The following is a 20956-nucleotide window of genomic DNA, read 5'->3' on the forward strand; positions in this document are numbered from 1 at the left end:
TGCAGGGCACCGCCACCCGTGACGCCTGAAATGGAGAGGAGCGGGACGGCAAGGGCGAGCGCCAGCGGGTGCGTGACCCGTGCTTGATCAGCGGGTTTCGACATCGAACTTGTCCTCGATGAGATGGGTGAGCCAGAAGCGGCCGTTCTCGATGGCGTAGCCAATGCGCAGGTTGCCCCGGAATTTGCGGATCGTGCCGCCGATCACCCTCACCTTCTCGACCGGCACGGTGATCTCGCTTGGGGTCCAGGTGACAGGCTGATCGGCGCGGATATAGGTGGCGATCGAGAGCGTCGGATTGCCCGACAATTCGTCGAGAATGGCGTTGAGACTGTCGCGCATCGCATTGTAGGCCGAAGGGTGCGCGATGCCGAGCAGCGCCTGAAACTGCTGGCTCGCCGAATAGGCCGAATAGGTCCCGGCCAGTGCCACCACATTGCGCGTCATCGCGCGCAGATAGTCGCTCGAAGGCACGCTGCCGGTGACATAGAGATCGCCGCCCGCGCCGAAGGGCACGATCACCGTGCGCCGGTTCTGGTCGGAGGAATAAATCTCGGCGCCCAGCACGGCAGTGATCGCGAAAAGGCCGACAATGGCGAATTTGAGCAGGCGGTTCTCTTCAAACAGATTGGCCGAGCCCTGCAGGTAGCGATGGATGCCAAAGCTGGCAGGCTTGCCGAGCAGGGGATCCACCTTGTCCTGTCGATGGCGCTTGGGGAAGATCATCGCGCAACTCACTCGAAAAATCGGGTCTGGGTCGGACCCGGATAGTGGGGGAAGGAGACGAGGCCCCAGCGCCAGGCCAGATGCGGCAGGAAGCCGCGCGGCTTGGAGCGCTTCCACGGTATGAAAAGGAGAAGAGCCGCGACCAGACCCCAGCCGGGCAGTCCGCCGACGATGGTGGCGACAAAGATGCCCGAGAGCGCCAGCACGAACTCGTCCGCGGCAAACCACAGGATCTGCACCGGGCGATGGAGGTATTGGGGCAGGCGTTCGTCCACGTCTCTTCTCCTTCCCGCTTACACCTCAGGCAAAAGCCTGAGGACTTCCCGACCCTGTGTTTGCAGGGGCGGTTGAGGTTCGTGCCCATGCGACGCTATGCTGGCCGGGCCGATGGTTCAGATCAGCATGCCGAAGGTCTGGAGGATCGAATCCGACTTGATCAGACAGACCGCCGCCACGATCGTGGGGATGCCGATCATGATATTGGAAAACAGGCGCGAGACGCCGAACAGGAAAGCCGCGACCCCGCCGACAAAGCCCAGCGGTCCCTTGACGCCCTTGTTCACGACGATGTCGTAAATGTCGTAGCCCAGATCGCCTTGCGCCGGCGCTGCAAAGGCATGGGCCACACCGGTCGTGGCGGCCAGAGCGATAAGGGCGGTCAGCGCGACATCGGAGCATGACAGGGGGCGGGCCAGCAACTGCGTCATCGCCTGGCGGCCGACAGGGTTCTTGTGAAAAAGCCTGGTCATGGTGGTGTTTCCTCTGCAAAGAAGCCGTCCGCGAGCCTGTGCCGCCGGGAAATCCGTTGGCTGCCGGCGCGCGTGTCGGACGGCTTCATGGAGCCGCGTGCGTCGGCATTTCGATCCGCCGGGCTTGCGGGCGATCCCGCAGGCCACGCAGCGGCCGCCAGAAATTGGGAAGATGGATCAGCGTGTATCCGGTTTTGCCGGGGGAACTGCCGGAGGCTTGGCTGCTTCAGCTTTCGGAGCGGCTTTGACACGGCCGGCCAAAAAGGCTTCGAGTTCGCCTTGCTGAAACCCGGAGACGAGTTTGCCATCAAGGATCAGGGTCGGCGTACCGGTGATGCCCACCTGGGCCACCAGAGCGGCGTCGGCAGCAACCTTGGCATGACCTTTGGCGCAGGTGGCGAGCGGCGAGGGCGCTGCGCCGCTGTAGAGCGCCCTGAAACTGGCCGCAGGGTCAGGAGAACACAGGATATGTTCGGCCTTGGCGGCGGCCTCGGGATGGATCCCCGACACGAAATAGATGAGGCGTCTCACCTGTTTGCCTTCGGCCTGTTTGCTCGCCCAGAAGCGGTCGAGCGCGCGGCAATAGGGGCAATCGGGATCGGTGAACTCGATGACGGTCGGGGCATCGGGAGGGCCAAGGACGAGCGCTTTGTCCGGATCGATGGCGGACAGACGCTTTTGCACGCGTGTGCTTTCGGCCAGTGCCGTCACGTTGACGCCATTGGTATCATAGACCGTGGCAAAGAGGATATGGCCGCTCTCGGGTGCGTAATAGAGGGTGCGGTTGCCCGCGCTGGCCTGATAGATCGGGCCTTTGACAGGCGCGGGGCCGAAATCCTCGAAGGCGAGATTGGTGAAGCTCTGATGGAGCCGGCGCTCGGCTTCGGCAGCGGCGCCGGCGATCATGGCGGAGGGCTCAGGGGCTTGCGCCATCGCGCTGCCCATGGGCAGCATGGCGGGGAGGGCGAGCAGCATTGCCGTCAACGTGCTGGCGCGGCTCACTTGCGTTGCTCCTGATCGTCTGCGGGGAGGGCAGGCGAGGGCCTGTTTGCATCAAGCATCTCGCTGTCGAGCCAGATGTTGCTGCCAAGCCGTTGCAGGGTAAGGCGCAGGAATGAGGCTGGGCGGGGTGAGGGCTCCGCAACCGGGGCGGAGCAGCGGGTGATGATGAAGCTGCCAGCCTGGTTAATGATGGTAAGCGGCTCGGTGCAGCTTGCACCTTGCAATTCTGCTCGCGCCGGGGACTGGCAGGCCTGCGCGATGGAGGTGGGGAGCGCAAGTGCCAGTATGGCCGTCATCATCTTGTAGGGCGTGAGCATCATTCACCTCCTCATACGGCACCGCTTTGGGGCAGCATGTTGTGGACTGAAGGGCGCGTTTGCCGAAATGGTCGGCCCGTCCCTCGTCGGGATGAGTCAAAGGATGCGTCGCGGTAAGCCGGTCGGGCAACGCCGGAGGAAATCTGTTGCCGGTTTGAGGAGATGACCTGTCGCCTTGCGGAAGTATAATTCCTCAAGTCGGAAGTGAACTTCCGGTTCCTCCCTTTGTTCCGGTATTGAATTGAGTCGTTTACTCGCCCTCGAATACTTCTTCTGGCAGCCTCTGTTGGCGATTCGGCCCTTGATGTCGCAGTGCGGAATGAGGAGGACGGTCATGACCGCGAAGAAATCCCGCGCCTACAAGCTTCAATTGTCCGAGGAGGGCATTCAGCTCTTTTTGCGTTGTCATTGCCGCCTGTGCCGCCTCGCAGGCGATCTTTTGCCTTACGGGATGACCTTGCTGATTGCGGTGGCCCTGCTTCATAAGCTTGATGCTGAAACCCAGGTGGACGAGATGCTCGATCCCGAGCTTAAAAGATATGGGGGGAGGATCATTCGTTATGTGGGGACTACTTCTGCGCTTTCGGGTCTGGTGGGCACGATCATGACTAATATCGAGCGAACCGGCAGACTTTGTCCAATTTTTCCCGTGTGGAAGCTGTTTCTGGCAGCCTTGATGCATATGGAAGATGTGAGGCAGGAAAGGCTGGCGGGGTGCTGGAGGGATAGACTCGATCTGACGATTTGAAATTTGCTCTTCGATGCCTCATTCGATGCCAGAATGGCATTTACCTGCCGAATCGATACGGCGGGACTATCCGGCCGGAGATGTCCACGGTGCCATTCGCATATGACGCGCCCCGTAAGCTGCCGGTCGGGGTTTCCGCCGACCACAGGACAAACCGTTGCGGGAGCGCATTCCTGCCGATGTTGATACGCTGTTCTCAGAATATTCGTCGAAAACTCGCCTGCAAGGCAATAAGGCGGGCATGGTCGACGAGGCTGGCGGAGATTGGCGCAGCGGCGACCGAGACGATGGTCTCATCGGCTCAGACGTCGTGGTTCAGCCTCGCTCCTGCGCGCAAAAATAGTCTGACGATCGACCTGTAAACACGGGTAGAATTGTTGAGGTTGGCGGTCTTGCACGGGTATGTCTTTTTCGTGAAGCATAAGTCAGGTGGACCATGCCCGGATGACCTTGGAATCGCTGCTTGCAGCCTGGCGTAAAAAATTCATATAAAGGTTGCGGAAGCGGTTGAGGTCTCAGAAATGATCGGTTCAAAAAATCTGTTTCGTACTGCTGCAGCTGGCTCGCTTTTTGTGCTCGTCGCAGGCTGCGGATCCGATGACGTGCCGGCACCGTCCGCAACAGAAGCGGGCGCCGGCAGCAGTTACAAAACCACGGGAAACTTTTCCTGTCATGCAGGCAAGCCATCGCATGAGGCCCAGATCACCCAATCTGTCTCTGTGGCACCCGGCGCCACCGTGCCGATAACAGTAAATGGACCACCCGGCTTGCCTGAAACTCTCAATCCCGCACGAATTTATGCCTATTGTACGGTCGATGGTCGCGCTTGTGTAGGTACATCCTGCGACGGTAAGCCGCCGGTCGATTTCATCGACCAGAATGGTAAGGGACCGACCTGGGAAAACATTCGCTCCACCGATGGCAGCAACCAGATGACGTTTACCGCGATAGCCCATAATGCGGATAGTGAACCTCATGATGTGACGCTTACGATTGATGTTCCTGTGAACTGACGGAGGGGCGGCCCTGAGACATAGCTTAATGCGGTAGGCTGCATCATAAACGATGCTGTGGCCTGCTGCCGGTTTGCTGAACACCGAGATAGGCTTCCTTAGGCTAGCCCCGATTGGCGTTCGAAGTCGATAGGGCTGAGATAGCCCAAGGTTGAATGCCTGCAGGTGGAATTGCAGAAACGCTCGATATGATCGAACACGCCGGCTCTGGCCTGATCGCGTGACCGATAGACTTTCTTGCAGACCCGTTCGGTCTTGAGGGACGAGAAGATGCTCTCCATCGCCGCATTGTCCCGGCAGTTGCCGGTCGGCTCTTGGAAGGGCCTGGCAGGGCATGAGCGGCGCGCTGCCGGAGTGACGCGAATCGCCCCCTAAATAGGAGGGGCGCAGCGAATATCCGCTGGACAGGGCAACCAAAACATCGGGCTTAATGTCCGGGCGTTACCTTCTTCGAGCCGCCCAGCTTGCTCCGCGCCTTGCTCATAACGAAAGCTCCTGCCCACAAATCGGACTCTGCGAAAAGCTTCAGGTCCTGGCTTCACCGCTTCCAAGCTATGCCGAACAAGCAGTTGATAGATCCCATTCTTAACTGCCAGCGGGCGCGTAGTCGATGCGATCAGAGGAGATGACCGCGGACTTCATCTGTGCCCGCAGCCATGCTGCCCCGCACGAGCGTGTCGGACAGATGGATATTCCCCACCGGACCTCACCCAGATCAAAAAAACTTTTGCCTCCTCCCGCGCCGTTGGGCTGTCCTTGCGAGGTCGACGGGGTCATGGGTAGCGGGCCTGGTCGCGCCCGTCAGATTGGTCCATTCCTGAACCCCGCAGGACCTCCCAAGCCCGACTTATGGGCCTTGAGCCCATATTAGTAATTAACACTATTGTACTTTACTCCATTCTATGTGTAGGCGGAATTGCTTGCCGGCAGGCGCAGGGGCACAACCATCCGGCCAGATGGAAGTGCGGCGAAGCCCCAATTTTCGTCGGAAAGGCGTCAATCGACTCCTTCCCCCTGCACCGCACGGCCAGAAAAGCAAAAGCATGCAAGTCTCAAGGAGATTTGCACCAAATTTATTTTCCAGGCGATGCTTAGATTAAGCATCTGTAAGGATTTTTTTCCTAAGCCAGACTTCTAACGCGATTTGGCTTTGGGATTTCAGGCGTATTTATGCCTATCTATTTGGGACTGTTTCAGGGATTTTGTTGTTTTTCAATCTGACGTATTTCATCCAGCGCGCGCAAAATCGCTCGATATACTTACTGAATGACAGCGCGCAGTTTGGGCAATGATCGCCCTGATGGTTGATTAATGCGTGGTCGATAGCATCCACGTATTCCCAACCTTCTGGTAGTCCATCCTCATATAAATCATGATGTCTATTGTAGTTTGCACGACAAATTACGGTCTCGCCGCAAAAGTCGCAGATACACTGCACCAATACGTTTCTTGCCATACTGAGCCCCATCAGATGGTTGCGGTGAATCACAGGGAATCCTCTGATTCGGATCGATTCTATGACAAGATGAAATTTTTTCAATCGCAGCAGAGCCTATTCCCTCAAATCGGCAGCATAAAAAATTCATATAAATTCTTTTATATCATTATCTTATATGCGTGCTGCGCCGAATTGAAGATTAATTGCCCTAACTTTTACGCCCTTGTTTTTTGGATCATTCACCCAAAAAAATTGAGTTTTTCCATTTTTAATGGTTACCTGATGGTTAATCTGGAAAAATAATCGGGATGGCTACAGAAAAAACGCGAGTTAGGACGAAAAATTCCTTACGGTTTCAGTTCGTTTTCCACAGGTTAAATGAAAATTAGCTCCGGCCGATCGCAGGTTGAGAATTCGGGAGCCGCACGGGCGGCATTGCCACCTAGTGCCTGATTAGCAATTATCATTGCAATTTGCATCTGCGGCACGGCCCTCAATTTTGCAGAAAAGGGGAGTGGGCAGAACTGTGTCCATATCTGGGGGCCAAGATTGACCATGCCAAGGAGGCTGTTGGCCGGTTCTTCGTAACGGGTGGCGACCGCGCGGTTAAGCATGTGCTCGATGAGGTTGCGTTGCTTGTAGAGCGCCCGGCCATGTCCGATTTCCGCGCGGCGGTTTAAGCAGCCAGGGATGCCTCACCCCATACCGTGGCCACCTCCATGAATGCGCTTGGCACAAAGACTCGAAGCTAACGGTTCGATCGTTTAACAGCCGATTTGACGGAAATTGGGCAGGAAATCCCGCGGTTGGTCTTTTTCGACATCGAAAGTGGGCCTTCCCCGCAAGTGGACAATCCGCCATTCTGTCGGGGCAATCCACTATCTGTTGTGCGGCGGCCCGTCTTGGCGAATGCATGCTGGTATGCTTCCCGCCACATCAACCGTGCGGTGCGGGTTCGTGCTGGGGCGTGACATTGGGCTATGGCTGAAATCAATCGCGCCCAGTTAATGCAGGCGCGCAAGCCAGGCGGTTAAGGCGCATCTCCCCGTAGGGTGTCCTCTATAACCAGTGAGTTAGAACCATGGAATCGAGTGGTCACGGGGGGGCTGCGATGCGGGTAAGAATGTCAAAGGACGCACGCGGCACATCCTCACCGATACCTCTGGACATCTCCATCCTGTGGATTTTTGAACGCATCCTGGTCCGGCTCGATCATAACCGATGCCTTGCCAAGGGTCTCAAGTAAATCTTCGTTTCAGCTTCCGCTTGCCGAGAATTAGACTGTTCGATTTCTGTCAGCGTGGCGATACATGTACAACATGCGGGTGTCCAAATTTTCGTCGGCATCCCCATTGTGTCAGATCGCATGAGGAATCCGCCGCCGGCCGCCATCGCTTCGCCCTGATGAGAAAGTTCGGCGAGCGGATGTGAGTGCTGGTTGTCCTCCCCAAATGTGGGCTTTCCCGCAATTTCGGTGCGACTGGATGGAAGCTCATTGATTCAAATGGTGAATCAGCGGGAGGTGATACTTCTCCATGCCAAAGCGCGTTTTACCGCTCATGTCATCGTCATTTGTGGTTGACCATGTCCAGGACGATGGCAACGAAGTCGCCATTCAATGCCGCCCACGCGCAATGATCGCCATATGCCCCGGCTGCGGGCAGGTGTGGCACAGGCTGCTCAGCCGATATGAGCGCCGAATTGCAGACTTATAGTGGCAAGGCCGATCGGTATCCATTCAACTCCGGGTTCGGCGCATGCGATGTGGTAACGTCCGCTGTCAGCCACAGATTTTCGCACAAAGTGCCGATGACGTGATGGTTTCGCGCGGGCGACGGGCCAAGCGTTTGGACGACATCCAGAGATCTGTTGGCCTTACGCTGGGAAGCGAAGCTGGCGCCAGATTGATTGAGCGGCTCAGTATGCCTTTCAGCGCCGATACCATGGTGCGCATCGTGCGGACAGTGGGGCCGCGAATGCGACCAGCATCACGCATCCTGAGCGTAGACGATTGGGCTTGGCGCAAGGGTAAGCGCTATGGGACGGTGCTGATGGCCCCCGAAACGAACAAGGCGGTGGACTTCTGGGGATTTCACAACCAGCATTTACAAGTGGACGCAGGTGCACTTCCGTTCGGCCAAACGGTTATGCGATGAGGCCCCAATCCTCATCAGAAAGAGCATGATTCATGCTTTTCTCCCTGCTTCCAACCGCCAAAGTGAACAAGATGACCCAGCCACCTTGGCCGAAATCATATTTGTTACTGATGGCAATATCTGATTTTTATTGCTGAACGTCCAGTGAATGAACGGTTGCGGGAATGTTCAACGAAAGAAACTCCGGATCTGCAAAATTGATCAATATTAAAATTCGATATATTAGTTAGATATATGAAAGAAGAAATAATAAATTTAATATAACTTTTAATATATGAGGAGTTTATGAAGAATTTTATTTTATTTATGGAAAATTTTAAATAAATCATAATTGAATCTAATGTTGGGTTAGTCTCGCATTATCCCGAATCTCTGGTCGACCATTATGCCCAAAGGCATGACAACCAAACTGAACAAGCTCCAGATCGATGTGACGCCCGCCATGATTTTGAAATCGACATGATTTGAAAAGGCTACCGCGCTATGAGCGGTTACGGTTGTCGCGTGAAACGCAGTGGTCCATAGTGGCCAAAATGCCTTGCTTTTCAGGGCAATGTGCAAAAGGCCGACCAGAAGCAAACCGTCAATGATCGCCATGGGCCACTGCTCATGGGACAGGCCTGTGACCAGCCTGGTGAGCAAGGTCGCCGTCAGCATCATGGCCACCGCAGCGCGCGCATCGCTACCACCGTGACGAATAGCGAAAATGCAGCACATTAGAAGCAACATGATAAAGCTGACGGCGAGATATGCCATGATGCAAACCTGACTTTGCTTACGCCGCCACCGGCACCAAAGTGGGTTGAGTATCGGTTTTGCGGCCAAACCAGCAGCCGAAATCTACAACTGCAAGGTTGCTGTCGTCCTTCAGGAGCGTCATCGTCTGATGGGCGCGAATTAGCTCGGCCCGACACTCGATCATGCGATCAATGCCCGCGCTGACGGCTTTGAGCGTCTTTTGAGTCTGGGCTGGCCCGACGTCCGCCTGAGTCGTTGCAGAAATAAAATTGACCATGAGGCGGGCGGCTTCCAGCAGCGTGCTGTCGGCACTGGCAAATACAGAACGAACGTCTTTGGCAACGGCCTGAACGGACTCAACGGAAAACTGATGCATGACCTCTCCTTTGACGCCCTTGCGGGGATTGCGTCTGCTCAATTCATAGGTCGGGTTCAACGAATGAGAGCAATCACCCCCATTATGATCGCGGTCGTCAGAACCAGGAGGAGGGCGGCCAGGAAGCCGATATGGCCCATGCCGATAATCCGTTCTGGCGTCGTGAAATCATTTTCGCGTCCCCCGATAGGTGGAAGCCTGCGGTAAAGGAACTCAATGGAGCGCTCCTCGCGGCCGGCTTCGACTATTTGCTTTGGGGTGTCGCCTAGAGCAATCGTCTGCGGGTGGGGCCCTAAAGATTGGGGTACCAATTGCGGCACTGATTGGGGGGGGGCGGATTCCCATGAAACCAGCATTTGTGCGGCTTGCCGGCGATTGACCCCGCCCAGCCTCGTGCGGGCAGTGAGGATGTAATCGTCAACTGTCATATTCGATAAGTTGAGAGCTTTGCCGATTTCCTTCGAGGTCATCCCCTGCGCAACCAGTCGCAGGCAGGCCTTTTGCTGCTCAGAAAGGAGATCGAGCTGAACTTCCGCCATGTTGATGTTCTTCCCCCAGACATGCGTCTATCCACACGGAATAGAAGAACTTTCCATCGCTGGTAAACGATTCGTTAGTCAAATGGCCGATTTCCGGCGATTTCCTTGGCATCCGATTGTCGATGAAGGAAATGATGTCGCTCAAAATCAGGCCCGCAAATGGCTGAAGTCCAATAGGTGGGAAACTCAACTATTCGCAATAGCCAAGTCCACCGCCCGATATGGCCTCCACGGTCATCGATTGAACCTTAGGCCTCTCCGTCGCTAGGAAGTCTTTTACCCGATCTGGTGGAATGCCAAATCCGAGCCACTTCTCGGCGGCAGTTGGCGCGGGGCAGGGGGTGACCGTCGGTCTTGAAAGGAACCCCCTGGCTATGGCCCAGTGAGCCAAGGGAAAATACCTAAATATTTGATCCAAATTCATCATACAAAGACTGGTTGCTCAGTAAAATGGACTATGTTCCTGAGTAAATATTCTCAGTAATCGATATTTACCGCACTTCAGACGATGGAGGCGGTGATGACTCTTGCACGGGAGCCAAGTGAATTCGGCAGTTTTGCGACGGTGGAATTTAAGAAAAATCGCAGCGTCAAAAGAATATTAATCCAAATAAAGGGTGTCGTTGTATTTTTTTCTGCATTCTTTTCATTTTCTGGCTGTGCACATGCAGAGGGTGACGCTTTTGACATCGCCACAGTCGTGCCGCCTCACTTGTCGAAGGTGATATCGTTCCGAGCGACTGATGAGGCCGAAGGGGCGCTTAGCGCTGAAGAAACAGTGAGCATGTTGGCTCACCATGCACCGCGCAAGATGGAAGTGGGGGCTTTACCAGAACGTGAGCAGGCCGCTTCGACCGCTGCCTTCAGTTCGGTTGATCCGGCCGTTCCGACCGCATCAACGTCTCCTGATCCACTGGATGAGCGCGCGCAGCAATTGAGACGGGCGCAGCGCGATATCGGCCGCCTTGAGATCATGTTTCAGGTGCTTAATCTGGCCGACGCTGCCGCGACCATCAGTTGTGTCGAGCGCCGAATCTGCGATGAAAAGAACCCGCTCTATGGCGGTGCTCGTCCGAGTTGGGCCCGCGTTGCCGGTATAAAAGCGGGTACGGGCGCGCTTCATTACATGATCTATCGTGTCCTTGCCAAAGGGGATACCCGGCTGGCTAAGATCTTTGAGTTGACGACTGTGACGATCCAGGGCGCGGCTGTGCTGTGGAACCTGACCGTAACGCTGAAATAGCGGTATACGCTCAGAGTCCGTTTGGGAAATCGGCTTTTGGGGTTGCGACGGTGGGGTTGGTCTGATTCAGGCTCTGGATGTGAACGCAGCAGAGCCGGGGGCGGGTGGCCCAGATTGCCAAGAAGACCAAGCGCTATCCCAGCGACCTGATCGATGAGGAATGGGAGCGCATTGCTCCGTTGAGCCCAAGCAGGGGCGACGCGGCCGCCCTCGCGAAGTGGATTTAGCTTAGCTCGCCATCGGCTCGCCAGGTGATCGATGCGGTGCGCTATCTCGTGCGTTAAGGTTGTGGCTGGCGGATGCTGCCGATCCACTTCGGGGCGTGGCAGACGGTATATGGCTGATTCCGGGAATTGGTGCGCAGGTTCCTCTTCCAGACGATCCACGGCATTGAGTTGATGCTCGAGCGCGAGCGTGATCGACAGCCAGTCGGTCAAGGCTCCAAGGGCAGAAAAGCGCGGGTTTGATGCGGGCAAGAAGGTGCTCGGGCGCAAGCGGCACATCGCCGTCGATAGCGATGGCAGACTGCTGATGATCAACCTCACCACGGGGGATATTTCCCACAGTGCTGGCGACCAGGCAATCCTCAATGGCATCCGCAAGCGCAGGCCTTGGATCAAACATCTCTTCGCCGATGGGTTTTACGATTGTCTCAAGCTAATGGGCAAGGCCAGCTATCTGGACTTCGTCATCGCGGTCATTCGCCGCAGCGACAACCGGCAGGGCTTCAAGGTCTTACCCCGGCGCTGGGTCGTTGCGAGATCCTTTGGCTGGATGACACGGTGGCGCAGGCTCATGCGAGATTACGAGAAGCGGATCGGCGTTTCACTCGCCATGATCCTCATTGCCATGGGCGGCGGTTCTGCAGCATTCCTAGTCCAACGGCAACACCGGGAGCATGCCTCCCTGCTTTATTGTCCGTTGAATTATGCCGCCTGAATGATCCCTGCCTATCCCAGACACCATTGCCGCTCCAGCTGCGCCGTGGTCCACAATGGACGTGGACGCCTTCTTCGCATTCGAACTCTCGCTGCCTTCACTGGTTCTCGCACACCCCTGTCAGGGCAATGGAGTGCGAACAGATATTACTCCAAGCAAACCGGCTTTTAGAGATCAGATCACCGTCATCAACTTCTTTGGTAACAGGTGGAAGGCGAATCGTTCCGCCGTATCGACCGGAACTATCGCTGGCGAAGGCGCGGTGGCATTGCAGCGGCTAAAGCGCTTCATGAGAGCAATAATATTGCTCTCGTACTTGCGATAAGTTTCTGATTGACCGATAGATTTATATTCAACATTTTGCCTTGGGCGATGCGCTTTGGACTTTGGGCCGCTGTCGGGGAGACCTGCAGATGGTGCTTCAAAATCCGTTTGGAAGCGATGATGAGATTCTCTCGGCGATCAAGAATCTGTCGGGCAAGCTGATCGAGCGCCGGCGCCGGAGGGACAGCGTGTCGCAGCGCCATCTGGCGCAGGCGGTGGGCCGCAGCGAGCGCTGGCTCCGGGAAATCGAGGGCGGCTCACCTCATTCGATGATCGAGGATCATGTGCGCTGCGCTCATAGCCTGAGCATGACAACCCCCCATCTGTTCATCCCGATCCTGGCGATGGAGCACAAGATGACGATACCGCGCGAATTGCTGATGCAGGACGATCTGTGGGATCTGGAGCATGATATGCTTGAGATCGTGGTCCGGTACCACGCTGCTGTGTTGGCCCGGCAGGTCAGCCGATCCGGTCAGCCGGACGGCTCGCGGTAGGGAGCGCGCGAAGATGGCACCCGAACCCGTAGCCGCCGAAAGGGCTCACCAGTTGCTCCGCAAAGACATCATGCACGGCCGCTTTGCGCCAGGCAGCACGGTGGTCGAGCGAATTGCGGCCAGTGAATATGGCGTGTCGGTTTCTCCGCTGCGCGATGGTGCCCAGCGATTGGTTGGCGAGGGCATGCTCGAGATCGCCGGTGGCGGGGGCTATCGCGTACCGTCGATGCCGGAAGAAGCGCTGCGTGACCTCTACGCATGGCATAGTCACCTCATCCGCCTTGTCGTCAAATCCGGATCGCAAACGCGAGATGGTTCGTTGGAGATAAGCCCTCTGCCTCCGGCTGCGAGCGATGCCGGAATTGCTGAAGCGGCGACTGCGCTGTTCCATGCATACGCGCGCAGCGCCGGCAATCAGGAGTTTGCCCGTGCGCTCCGTGGCGCCAATGACCGCCTCCATCCGGTTCGACTCCGGGAAGGGCGCGTGCTTACCAATCTTGCTGGCGAATTGAATGCGGTGATGATGGCGACCCTGCATGGTTCAGGTCCGGACCGTTTCGAGGCGCTGTGGGCCTATCACCGGCGGCGTCTGCGCCGGGTGGGCAGGATTGCAGCGGCTCTGCTCATGCCGTGATTGCCGAGGAATGCCATGAATTTGCGCTTCAATCTGACCTGCCGTTCAGGCAGTCGTTGCCCGAATTGTATCGCCTGCGAGATCTTATGAGATCGTCGATTTTCACCGCCCATCCCTATCCTGCTGTTGGCTGCAACCAGGCAGCCGATCTCGATGGAGGTAATGATGGAACGGATGAACGAACAGCAGAGCGACCTGATCGATCTGGGCGAAGCGACCAGTGAAACCCGCGGCGCGCAGGGCAACGGCCTGGACCAGGTCGGCCAGCAGATCGCCGGTGGCGGTCTGACCGACTGAACCTGAAAGAGCAATCCGGCGGGGCTGCACCTGCCGGATTGTTTTATGCGAGAGATCCTATGGCCTTCGCTTTGAAACCCGGCATCCATTGCTGCCTGCGTGATAACACGCCTATCTTTCTGGATCTTACCGCCAACCGCTACTTCCAGCTGGGCAGTGAAGCGGGCCAGGCCTTTCTTGGTCTTGTTCAAGGCGTGTCACTTCATGAAGAGCAGATTGCCGATTTAGACCGATTGGAAGCGATCGGCCTGCTGATAAAAGTTCCGGGTGCAGCTAAGAGCGGTGCTGCCCTCGTTACGCATCATGCACTTCCCACCCGCGAAGTCGCAGGGATGTCCGGTATGACCACGCTGGCGCTGCTTCCCCTTGTCCTGCCCATGCTGCTGGTGATGCGACTTCGGCTGCGCCTGTTTCCCAAATTTGTGCTGCAACAGGCTGGGAAGCGCCGGTCGCACCGCGCCGGCGCGCGCCTATTGGTCAGCGTGGCATCCTTAGTCGCTGCCTTCGATCTTGCCGGTCTGATCCTCTCACGCGCCGATCGCTGCCTGGAGCGCTCACTGGTCATGCGCGACCTGCTTGAGCTGTCGGGACACCGCGCAGATCTGGTGCTGGGCGTCGCGACGCGCCCGTTCGGCGCCCATTGCTGGGTCCAGCAAGGCGATCTGCTGATCGGTGACAGCATCGAGCGGGTTTCATTCTTTCAGCCGATCGCCGTACTGTGAGACAGGAATACCTTCTTTTGCTTGTCTCCCTGCAGGACGATGGAGCTGATCTCGCCGAAAGCCGATTGCAGCATATCGGGGAGCAAACCGGGCTGATCCTGGCGCGGCGCTGGCCCGGAGCAGCGCTGTTCTGCCGTAACCTTGACGCCATTTTGCTGAGCGATCAGAACGGCGCCTTTCTCGGGCGGGCCTGGCATGGCGGCGAGCCGCCTTATCCGGCAGTAACGGCTGAGGAGGTTGCTGCAATTCTCGAACGCTGGGAAGGCACCGAGATTTCCCGAAAACTGTGGGGCGATTTTGTCACCATTCGCGTCGATCGGGAGCAGCCAGGTTCTTTTCGCCTGCACCGATCCGCGATGGGGCATCTCCCTTGCTATTACCATATGTCACTATTGCGTGAACTGGTCGTCTGTTCGCTGGTTCGCGATGGTCTGGCCGCCATCGGCGAGCGGCCCACCGTGGCTTTGGGACAGGTGGTACAGCATCTTGCCCGGGGCCAACTGCGGCTTGATGCAACCTGCCTTGAGGGTTTCAACGAGCTTGCCGGAGGCTGCGAACTGGTGTTCGAGCAGGGCGGGACGCCGGCGATAATTCGCCGCTGGAATCCGTGGAGCTTCGCCCGTCCGGATGCCTGGATTGCGAGCGAAGATGAAGCCGTGTGCCGCCTTGGAACCGTGATCGGAGGCGTCATTGCCGCCCAGGCTTCGCACCACAGCCATCTGCTGCTGGGGCTTTCGGGTGGACTTGATTCTTCGATTGTGGCAGCGGGTCTCCAGGCCTGTGGGGCGAGATTTTCGGCGATCAACCTCGTCACCTCCGATCCTACTGGTGACGATCGCGATTATGCCGCGATCGCCGCGCAGGCCGCTGGCGCCGCTCTTCACCTTGCTCCCGAAAGCGAGGCGCTGATCGACTGGCGCCATAGTGACGCCGCGCATCTGCCACGACCCGTTGCCGCGTCCTTCACCCAGGCTGGTGATCGCCAGCATCAGCATCTCGCCCGCCGCATTGGAGCCAGCGGCTATGTGACGGGCGGGGGCGGCGATCATATCTTCTGCTATACCCAGTCCTCTACGCCGCTGCTCGATTGTCTCAGGCATCACGGTCCGGGACGCAGAGCGCTTCGCACCTCTATCGATATTGCCAAAAGCGCCGACGTATCCCTGAGCGCCGTGTGGCAGGCTGCCTTGCGCCGAAGTCTGCGTCTTTCCAATAGCTATCGCTGGATGGCTGACGTCTCCTACCTCTCCGGCGACGCCGCCTGCGCGGTGGTTGAGGCGCCCCGGCATGGCTGGGGCGATGCTCCGCCCGATATTCCTCCGGGCAAGGCCATGCATGTCGCATGGCTCCAGCATGTCCAGAACCATATGGAAGGCTATGGGCGTGAGCGGGATCTGCCGATGGAATGGCCCTTGCTCGCCCAGCCCGTGGTCGAACTTTGCCTGCGCATCCCCAGCTGGATGTGGATTGCAGGCGGGCAAAATCGGGCGGTCGCGCGCCGGGCTTTTCGGGGTGTCCTTCCGGATATCCTGCTCGACCGGAAATCCAAAGGGTCGCCGGAATCGGTGCTGATCCGAACCTACCAGGCGAGCCGGGAGGCCATACTTGCGACTTTGCAGTCGGGATATCTGGCGAGACATGGGCTGCTGGACATTGCGTCATTGCGCATGATCCCCGGACGGGAGGCCGGTTTTCGCTCGGTCGATTACCGGCGTATCATGACTCTTCTCGATGTGGAGATCTGGCTGCAAAGCTGGTTGGGCGATTGAGGCAGGATGGCTTCCTGCCTCGTGCGCCAGCCTGTCCCAGCGCGCGTACACTTCGGGCGCCACATCGGGCGCGCGAATGCCCCTCAGCCAGTAATCGAACCAGGCCAGATTACGCCGATAGATGGCCGCGCGATGAGCGGCTTGCGTCTTGAGATGATATTCGCCGGGAAAGCTGTAGAGCTCGACGGGCCATTGATGGTTGCGCAGCACCGTGAAGCTCTCGAGACCGAGAAGATACTCGTGATCGGCGAGATGCATGAGCAGGGGGGCTTTGGGGAGATCTGGATTGAAGGCGAGCGAGGTCGCCTTCCAATGGGCTTTGTTTTCGGCTTCAAAGGGAGGATCAAAGAGCGGAAAGCCCATCTTCGCGCGTTCCTCAATCAGCGCCGGCCCGCCATAGACCATCATCTGGCTGTCCGAGCCCATCGAACTTAGCGCCGCAGCAGAAAACAACCGCGAATGGATAAGCGCGAACTGCACCGTGGCGGCCCCATCGCTCAGACCCGTAATGCCGATGCGGGCTGGGTCGGCGATGCCGCGATCGATCACCATCTGCACACCGGTTATAAGCGAAGAGAGAACATTCTGCCGTTCATGGCCGTCGCGGACATTTTCCCGCTCGGCTTCCTTCCATGTTGCCCAGCCGCGATCACCTAGACGCAGATAATAGGGCGGCGGATTCTCGACGCTAAGGACCGCATAGCCGCGCGCGGCAAAGAGCTGGATCGGATATTCGTCACCCACCCCGCCGCGCAGGAAGCCCCGCGTGCGATATTGCACAACGATCAGCGGCAGACGGTCTCCTGCCCGATAGGTGGGCGGCAGAACCAGATCGCCGAAGCTCGCCACCCCATCGGCATTGCGCCAATGCAGTCGCTCGACCTTGCCAAGCCGGACCGCGGCAAATTGCGGGTTGGGGTCGAAGATCACCTGCTCCTTGCCGGTCTGCGTATCGAAAGCAACGATCCGGCGCGGTTCGTTCGACGCCTCGCGGGCACACAGGAGAGAGTTGCCAGAGATCTGGCAACCGGCAAGCAGGTTCTCGGTGCTGAAGACGGTCTCGACGCGGGGCGCACCGGGACGCCAGCGCATCAGGCTGGTCCGGCTGTCGCCTTGCCCCGAGCGGCGCAGGAACAGCACGTCCTTGCCGGACTGCGACCACCACAGGCCGAACAGACTGTTCATTTCATCGCCTGCACATTGCGGGTCCGGGCAGCGCCAGACCTTGCCGTTCCGCTGCGCCCAAAGCGAGATCGGTGCCATCCAGCGCGTCATGTCATCCTTGATCGTCCATGCGCCGGCACCGCTTCGGCTTTTGGCCCTCAACAGGCGAAAGGCCGTGGTGTCGGCGGCGGGCAGGGGGATCATCTTTTCCCGCTCCTGCGCGCTGGCCGGACGTAGCCGGCGCGAAGACAAGGACAGGGCAAAGCCCGCATAGACAGGATTTTCGGCCAGGGCCGGAGTGCTGGAATTGAAAGGGACCATGCGCCGGTCATAAAGGAAGCCCGATTGACCCTCCTTTGTCATCGCCTCCCTTGCCGCATTGAGCGAAGGCCGGGTTGCGAAAAGGACCGAGGCACCATCATCCGACCAGGCAACCAGTTCGACATCATCAGGCATATGGGTCAGTTGCTCGGCCCCGCCGCCATCGCTGCGCGCGATCCAGAGCTGGGTTGAAGTCTTTTCCCGCCGCAGATAGGCGATCCACCTTCCATCGGGCGAAAATTGCGGACGATTGACCGAAGGGTAGCCGTAATCGCCGGCAATGCCCCTGATGTTGAGGAGATCATAGATCGGTTCCCCGCCGGAATCGAGGATCAGCGGCTTGCCCCGGCCGTCGAGCGGAATGCTGACAAGCGCCCGACATTCCGAATTGTTCTTGGGATCGCCGCGGGTGAGGAAGAAGGTCATCCTGCTGCCATCGGGTGAGATGGAGCTGAACACTTCCTGCGAGGGGCGCCAGCGCGGGCCGATGTCGCGCAGGCCAAGCAGGTCATCGGGACGAATATCCCGATGACCTGCCGCAACCTGTTCCGGCGCGCTCAGCATGTCGGAACAGGTGGGGCTTTCCCGCACATCCGGCATAGTCGCCGCATGCGCGCAGCCGGTCGCCATGGCGTAGCCCAGACCGGCGCCAAGGGCTCGACGGCGCAGACTTACCATTGCCGCGACACCGTCAGTCCGACCACGCGGCCAAAAGGCGTGTAATTGGTGGAATCGTAAGGCGTCTCATAGGTGAGACCGCTGATCGGAGTCGGCTGGGCGTTGAGCGCGTTGGTCACCGATAATGCGAAGGCTGTTCCGCGCAAGGGACCGTGACCGACCTGCGGCGTATAGGTCGCCGCCAGATCCCAGGTCATCATCGCCCCGATCCGGGCAGTTCTGGCCGAGCGGATGTCATTGAGACCACCGGTGTAATTGAGCGAGGTCGAGAGCGTCAGATCTGGTTGAACCCATATCAGCCCGCCATTGGCCCGGACATGGGGCGGATTGAACAGGGTTCCTGCCAGAGAGGTGGTCGGCTGCAGATCGCTCAGCTTCTGCGTGCTATGGAGATAGCTGCCGCGCAGATTGAAGGTCAGCGAACGGTTGCCATCGAGACTCCATTTGTAACGGGCTGTTGCATCGACGCCGTAGATCTTCTGGCTCGAGGCATTGGTGCTGTTGTCATGAACGATGGCGACCACATCGGCCGGATTATAGGTCCGGCCCAGCGCATTGGAGAAAGCCCCGGCATTGGCCAGCACTGCTGCCTTGGCTGCATCGGAAGGATTGAGTTCGACGAGATCGGCATAGTTCAGGTTGCTAAGCGATTGTGTCAGATAGGTGATCGGGGCGACGATGCGGTCGCGGTAGAAAACCCGGAAAAAACTCACTTCGAGCTGGGCGCCTTCGAGTGCGCGCGGATGCAGCGCTGCTGTGGCGCTCCAGGTTTCGGCGCGTTCGGGCTTGAGATCGGGATTGCCGCCGGTGAGCAGCAGGACCGCCGCCGTGGAGGGATAGCCGGTGCCCCCGGCATTGGCAGCCCCCCATGCCGTGACGCCCAGGCTGTTATATTGCTGGAAGAGTGTAGGGGCCTTGAAGGAGCGCCCCCAGCTCCCCTTGATGTCGAGATCCGGTGAGGGAGCATAGATCAGCCCCAGCCTGGGCGTGACCACCTTGCCCACGCCGGGGTAATTGTCATAGCGCAGCGCGGCTGAGAGATTGAGGCGATCAATGCCCGTCACCCCCATGTCGGGCGAAACCAGCGGCAGGCTCAGTTCGCCGTAGGCATAATAATCTTGCTGCGAGACCGCGATGTCCTGCGCATTGCCGAGGGTACGATAGGCGTGGAAGAAATTGGTGCGCAGCCCCCCGCCCAGCGCGACCCGCGCTTCGCCGCCCGGCAAATTCAGCAGGGCACCATCGGCCGCAAGTTCGACCGAATTGGCCTCATTGCAGTAGCAGCCATAGGTCGGATAGGTGTTGACCCCTCCTGTAAAGCTGCTGCCCCGATAATGCGATTGGTCGAGCCCGTAAGTGCCGCTCAGCGCGAACTTCCAGGCGCCGAGGCGGTATTTGAGCGATGGCGCCACGGTGAAACTGTCGCTGTCATTGGCAAAATCGCCGCCGCTTGCCAGCACATTGCCCGCATTTGTCAGCGCATAGGCCATGTAGCTCCAGCGCTTGCTGTAAAGCGCGTCGGCAGAGAATTCGAGATTGGAGGCCAGTGAGGAGTGGCCGCTCAGCACCAGCGAGTGATGCTTGAGGCTGGGATAAAGAGTCAGGCCGGGTGACCTTGTCGCGGCATAGGAGCGGTCGGAGGCATGGATTGCGTCGCTCTCGCCATATTCATAGGCCATGATGAACCCGCCTGTTGACCATTTGCTGCCGGTGACCAGATTATATTGCTGCTGCACCCCGCCGCCATCGGTCGGAACACCGACATGGGCTGAAGTGATCAGGCCCTTCATGTCGCGCTTGAGCACGACATTGGCGACGCCTGCGACAGCATCGGAGCCGTAGAGCGCCGAGGCGCCATCGGCGACGATCTCGATGCGGTCGATCATGCCGATGGGCAGCGTGGAAATGTCAATGCTCTGGAGCGAAGCATTGTAGGAGAGGCGCTGCCCGTTGAGCAGGGTGAGCGTGGCATCGCCGCCCAGCCCGCGCAGATTGAGCCCGCTGCCCGCCCCGATATAGGAGCCGCTGCCTTGCGGCACGTTGCGGCCGATGCCGGCGCTCTGGCCGCCGTTGAAATTCTGGGGAATGTCGCGGATCGCTTCGCCCATTGAGGTCTTGTTCTGGGCGAGAAGTTCGCTCTGCGAGAGCGTGATGACCGGCGAGGTCGGCGGCGCACCGCGAATGCGCGAGCCGGTCACGATAATTCCATCGTCGCCTCCGTCGGCCTGGCCCGAACGGGCCTTGCGAATGAAGATGCTGCCCTGACGGATCTCGACCTCAAGGCCGCTGCGGGCAAGGATCGCGCGGACCGCTTCCTCGCCCGAATAGGTTCCATCCAGTGCCGGAGCGGTGAGATGGCGAACATCCGCCGGCTGGAACAGGATCTCGGTGTCGGTGGCCTTGCCGATGGCGAGCAGCGAGGAGGCCATATCCTGCCTGGGCAGGTGCAGCGTAATTTTGGTGTCATTGCCGCATTGCGCGGGCCGGCTGACGGCCATCGCCAGGACCGATGCCGCGATGAGAATGTGCGAACGCTTCAAATACCTCATGAAAGCCCCCTTTGGCA

General features: G+C 58.5%; 19 protein-coding genes and 2 pseudogenes. 10 read left to right on the forward strand and 11 right to left on the reverse strand.

What is annotated here, in order from left to right:
• Positions 1-87 precede the first annotated feature (87 nt).
• The 5 genes from FHW92_RS12070 to FHW92_RS12090 form a co-directional block, all read right to left on the reverse strand.
• Positions 88-726: a TraE/TraK family type IV conjugative transfer system protein gene (locus FHW92_RS12070; RefSeq protein WP_168603470.1), complete on the reverse strand. Its 639-nt coding sequence runs from the start codon at positions 724-726 to the stop codon at positions 88-90.
• An 8-nt stretch (positions 727-734) separates the two neighbouring features.
• Complete coding sequence (locus FHW92_RS12075; protein WP_168603471.1) at positions 735-1001, reverse strand: type IV conjugative transfer system protein TraL; 267 nt, start codon at positions 999-1001, stop codon at positions 735-737.
• Between the two features lie 117 nt (positions 1002-1118).
• Entirely contained in the window at positions 1119-1475 is a 357-nt protein-coding gene (locus FHW92_RS12080; RefSeq protein WP_246870080.1) for a hypothetical protein, read from the reverse strand.
• 177 nt (positions 1476-1652) lie between these two features.
• On the reverse strand, positions 1653-2420 hold the full coding sequence (locus FHW92_RS12085; protein ID WP_246870128.1) for a DsbC family protein: 768 nt from the start codon (positions 2418-2420) through the stop codon (positions 1653-1655).
• A gap of 53 nt (positions 2421-2473) precedes the next feature.
• On the reverse strand, positions 2474-2797 hold the full coding sequence (locus tag FHW92_RS12090) for a hypothetical protein (RefSeq protein ID WP_168603472.1): 324 nt from the start codon (positions 2795-2797) through the stop codon (positions 2474-2476).
• A gap of 331 nt (positions 2798-3128) precedes the next feature.
• Between FHW92_RS12090 and FHW92_RS12095 the strand changes: the two genes are divergently transcribed.
• The gene (locus FHW92_RS12095; protein ID WP_168603473.1) at positions 3129-3542 is read left to right on the forward strand and encodes a hypothetical protein; all 414 of its coding nucleotides are present in this window, start codon (positions 3129-3131) and stop codon (positions 3540-3542) included.
• A 521-nt stretch (positions 3543-4063) separates the two neighbouring features.
• Positions 4064-4555 carry a hypothetical protein gene (locus tag FHW92_RS12100; RefSeq protein WP_168603474.1) on the forward strand — a complete coding sequence of 164 codons (492 nt, stop codon included), beginning with the start codon at positions 4064-4066 and terminating at the stop codon, positions 4553-4555.
• 98 nt (positions 4556-4653) lie between these two features.
• Here the strand turns inward: FHW92_RS12100 and FHW92_RS12105 are convergent.
• A pseudogene (locus FHW92_RS12105) lies at positions 4654-4860 on the reverse strand (IS3 family transposase); the annotation flags it as partial.
• Between the two features lie 2947 nt (positions 4861-7807).
• Between FHW92_RS12105 and FHW92_RS12110 the strand changes: the two are divergent.
• Positions 7808-8149: a hypothetical protein gene (locus tag FHW92_RS12110; RefSeq protein WP_168603475.1), complete on the forward strand. Its 342-nt coding sequence runs from the start codon at positions 7808-7810 to the stop codon at positions 8147-8149.
• 348 nt (positions 8150-8497) lie between these two features.
• Here FHW92_RS12110 and FHW92_RS12115 read toward each other — a convergent pair whose 3' ends face one another.
• The 3 genes from FHW92_RS12115 to FHW92_RS12125 are packed head-to-tail and all read right to left on the reverse strand — an operon-like array spanning position 8498 to position 9802.
• Positions 8498-8905: a hypothetical protein gene (locus FHW92_RS12115; protein ID WP_168603476.1), complete on the reverse strand. Its 408-nt coding sequence runs from the start codon at positions 8903-8905 to the stop codon at positions 8498-8500.
• Between the two features lie 19 nt (positions 8906-8924).
• Entirely contained in the window at positions 8925-9263 is a 339-nt protein-coding gene (locus FHW92_RS12120) for a hypothetical protein (protein WP_168603477.1), read from the reverse strand.
• Between the two features lie 56 nt (positions 9264-9319).
• Positions 9320-9802, reverse strand: coding sequence for a helix-turn-helix transcriptional regulator (locus FHW92_RS12125; protein WP_168603478.1), 483 nt, complete (start codon positions 9800-9802; stop codon positions 9320-9322).
• A gap of 520 nt (positions 9803-10322) precedes the next feature.
• Between FHW92_RS12125 and FHW92_RS12130 the strand changes: the two genes are divergently transcribed.
• The 7 genes and pseudogenes from FHW92_RS12130 to FHW92_RS12155 all read left to right on the forward strand — a co-directional run bounded on the left by FHW92_RS12130 (position 10323) and on the right by FHW92_RS12155 (position 16227).
• Positions 10323-11045 carry a hypothetical protein gene (locus tag FHW92_RS12130; protein ID WP_168603479.1) on the forward strand — a complete coding sequence of 241 codons (723 nt, stop codon included), beginning with the start codon at positions 10323-10325 and terminating at the stop codon, positions 11043-11045.
• A gap of 104 nt (positions 11046-11149) precedes the next feature.
• Positions 11150-11984 (forward strand): annotated as a pseudogene (locus FHW92_RS12135) (IS5 family transposase).
• A gap of 413 nt (positions 11985-12397) precedes the next feature.
• Entirely contained in the window at positions 12398-12805 is a 408-nt protein-coding gene (locus FHW92_RS12140; protein WP_168603480.1) for a transcriptional regulator, read from the forward strand.
• 13 nt (positions 12806-12818) lie between these two features.
• Positions 12819-13439, forward strand: a complete 621-nt coding sequence (locus tag FHW92_RS12145; RefSeq protein WP_168603481.1) for a GntR family transcriptional regulator — start codon at positions 12819-12821, stop codon at positions 13437-13439.
• Between the two features lie 162 nt (positions 13440-13601).
• Complete coding sequence (locus tag FHW92_RS26075) at positions 13602-13736, forward strand: hypothetical protein (protein ID WP_282599736.1); 135 nt, start codon at positions 13602-13604, stop codon at positions 13734-13736.
• Between the two features lie 59 nt (positions 13737-13795).
• Complete coding sequence (locus FHW92_RS12150; RefSeq protein WP_168603482.1) at positions 13796-14458, forward strand: lasso peptide biosynthesis B2 protein; 663 nt, start codon at positions 13796-13798, stop codon at positions 14456-14458.
• A gap of 17 nt (positions 14459-14475) precedes the next feature.
• Positions 14476-16227, forward strand: coding sequence for an asparagine synthase-related protein (locus FHW92_RS12155; RefSeq protein ID WP_168603483.1), 1752 nt, complete (start codon positions 14476-14478; stop codon positions 16225-16227).
• On the opposite strand, the gene FHW92_RS12160 is transcribed toward FHW92_RS12155, so the two are convergent.
• Positions 16117-18390, reverse strand: a complete 2274-nt coding sequence (locus FHW92_RS12160; protein WP_168603484.1) for an Atxe2 family lasso peptide isopeptidase — start codon at positions 18388-18390, stop codon at positions 16117-16119. The two genes, FHW92_RS12155 and FHW92_RS12160, sit on opposite strands and share 111 nt — an antisense overlap.
• The gene (locus FHW92_RS12165; protein ID WP_168603485.1) at positions 18384-20939 is read right to left on the reverse strand and encodes a TonB-dependent receptor; all 2556 of its coding nucleotides are present in this window, start codon (positions 20937-20939) and stop codon (positions 18384-18386) included. The genes FHW92_RS12160 and FHW92_RS12165 overlap by 7 nt, the downstream gene beginning before the upstream one ends.
• Positions 20940-20956 lie beyond the last annotated feature (17 nt).

It is taken from the genome of Novosphingobium sp. SG707, assembly GCF_012275515.1.
GTDB lineage: Bacteria > Pseudomonadota > Alphaproteobacteria > Sphingomonadales > Sphingomonadaceae > Novosphingobium.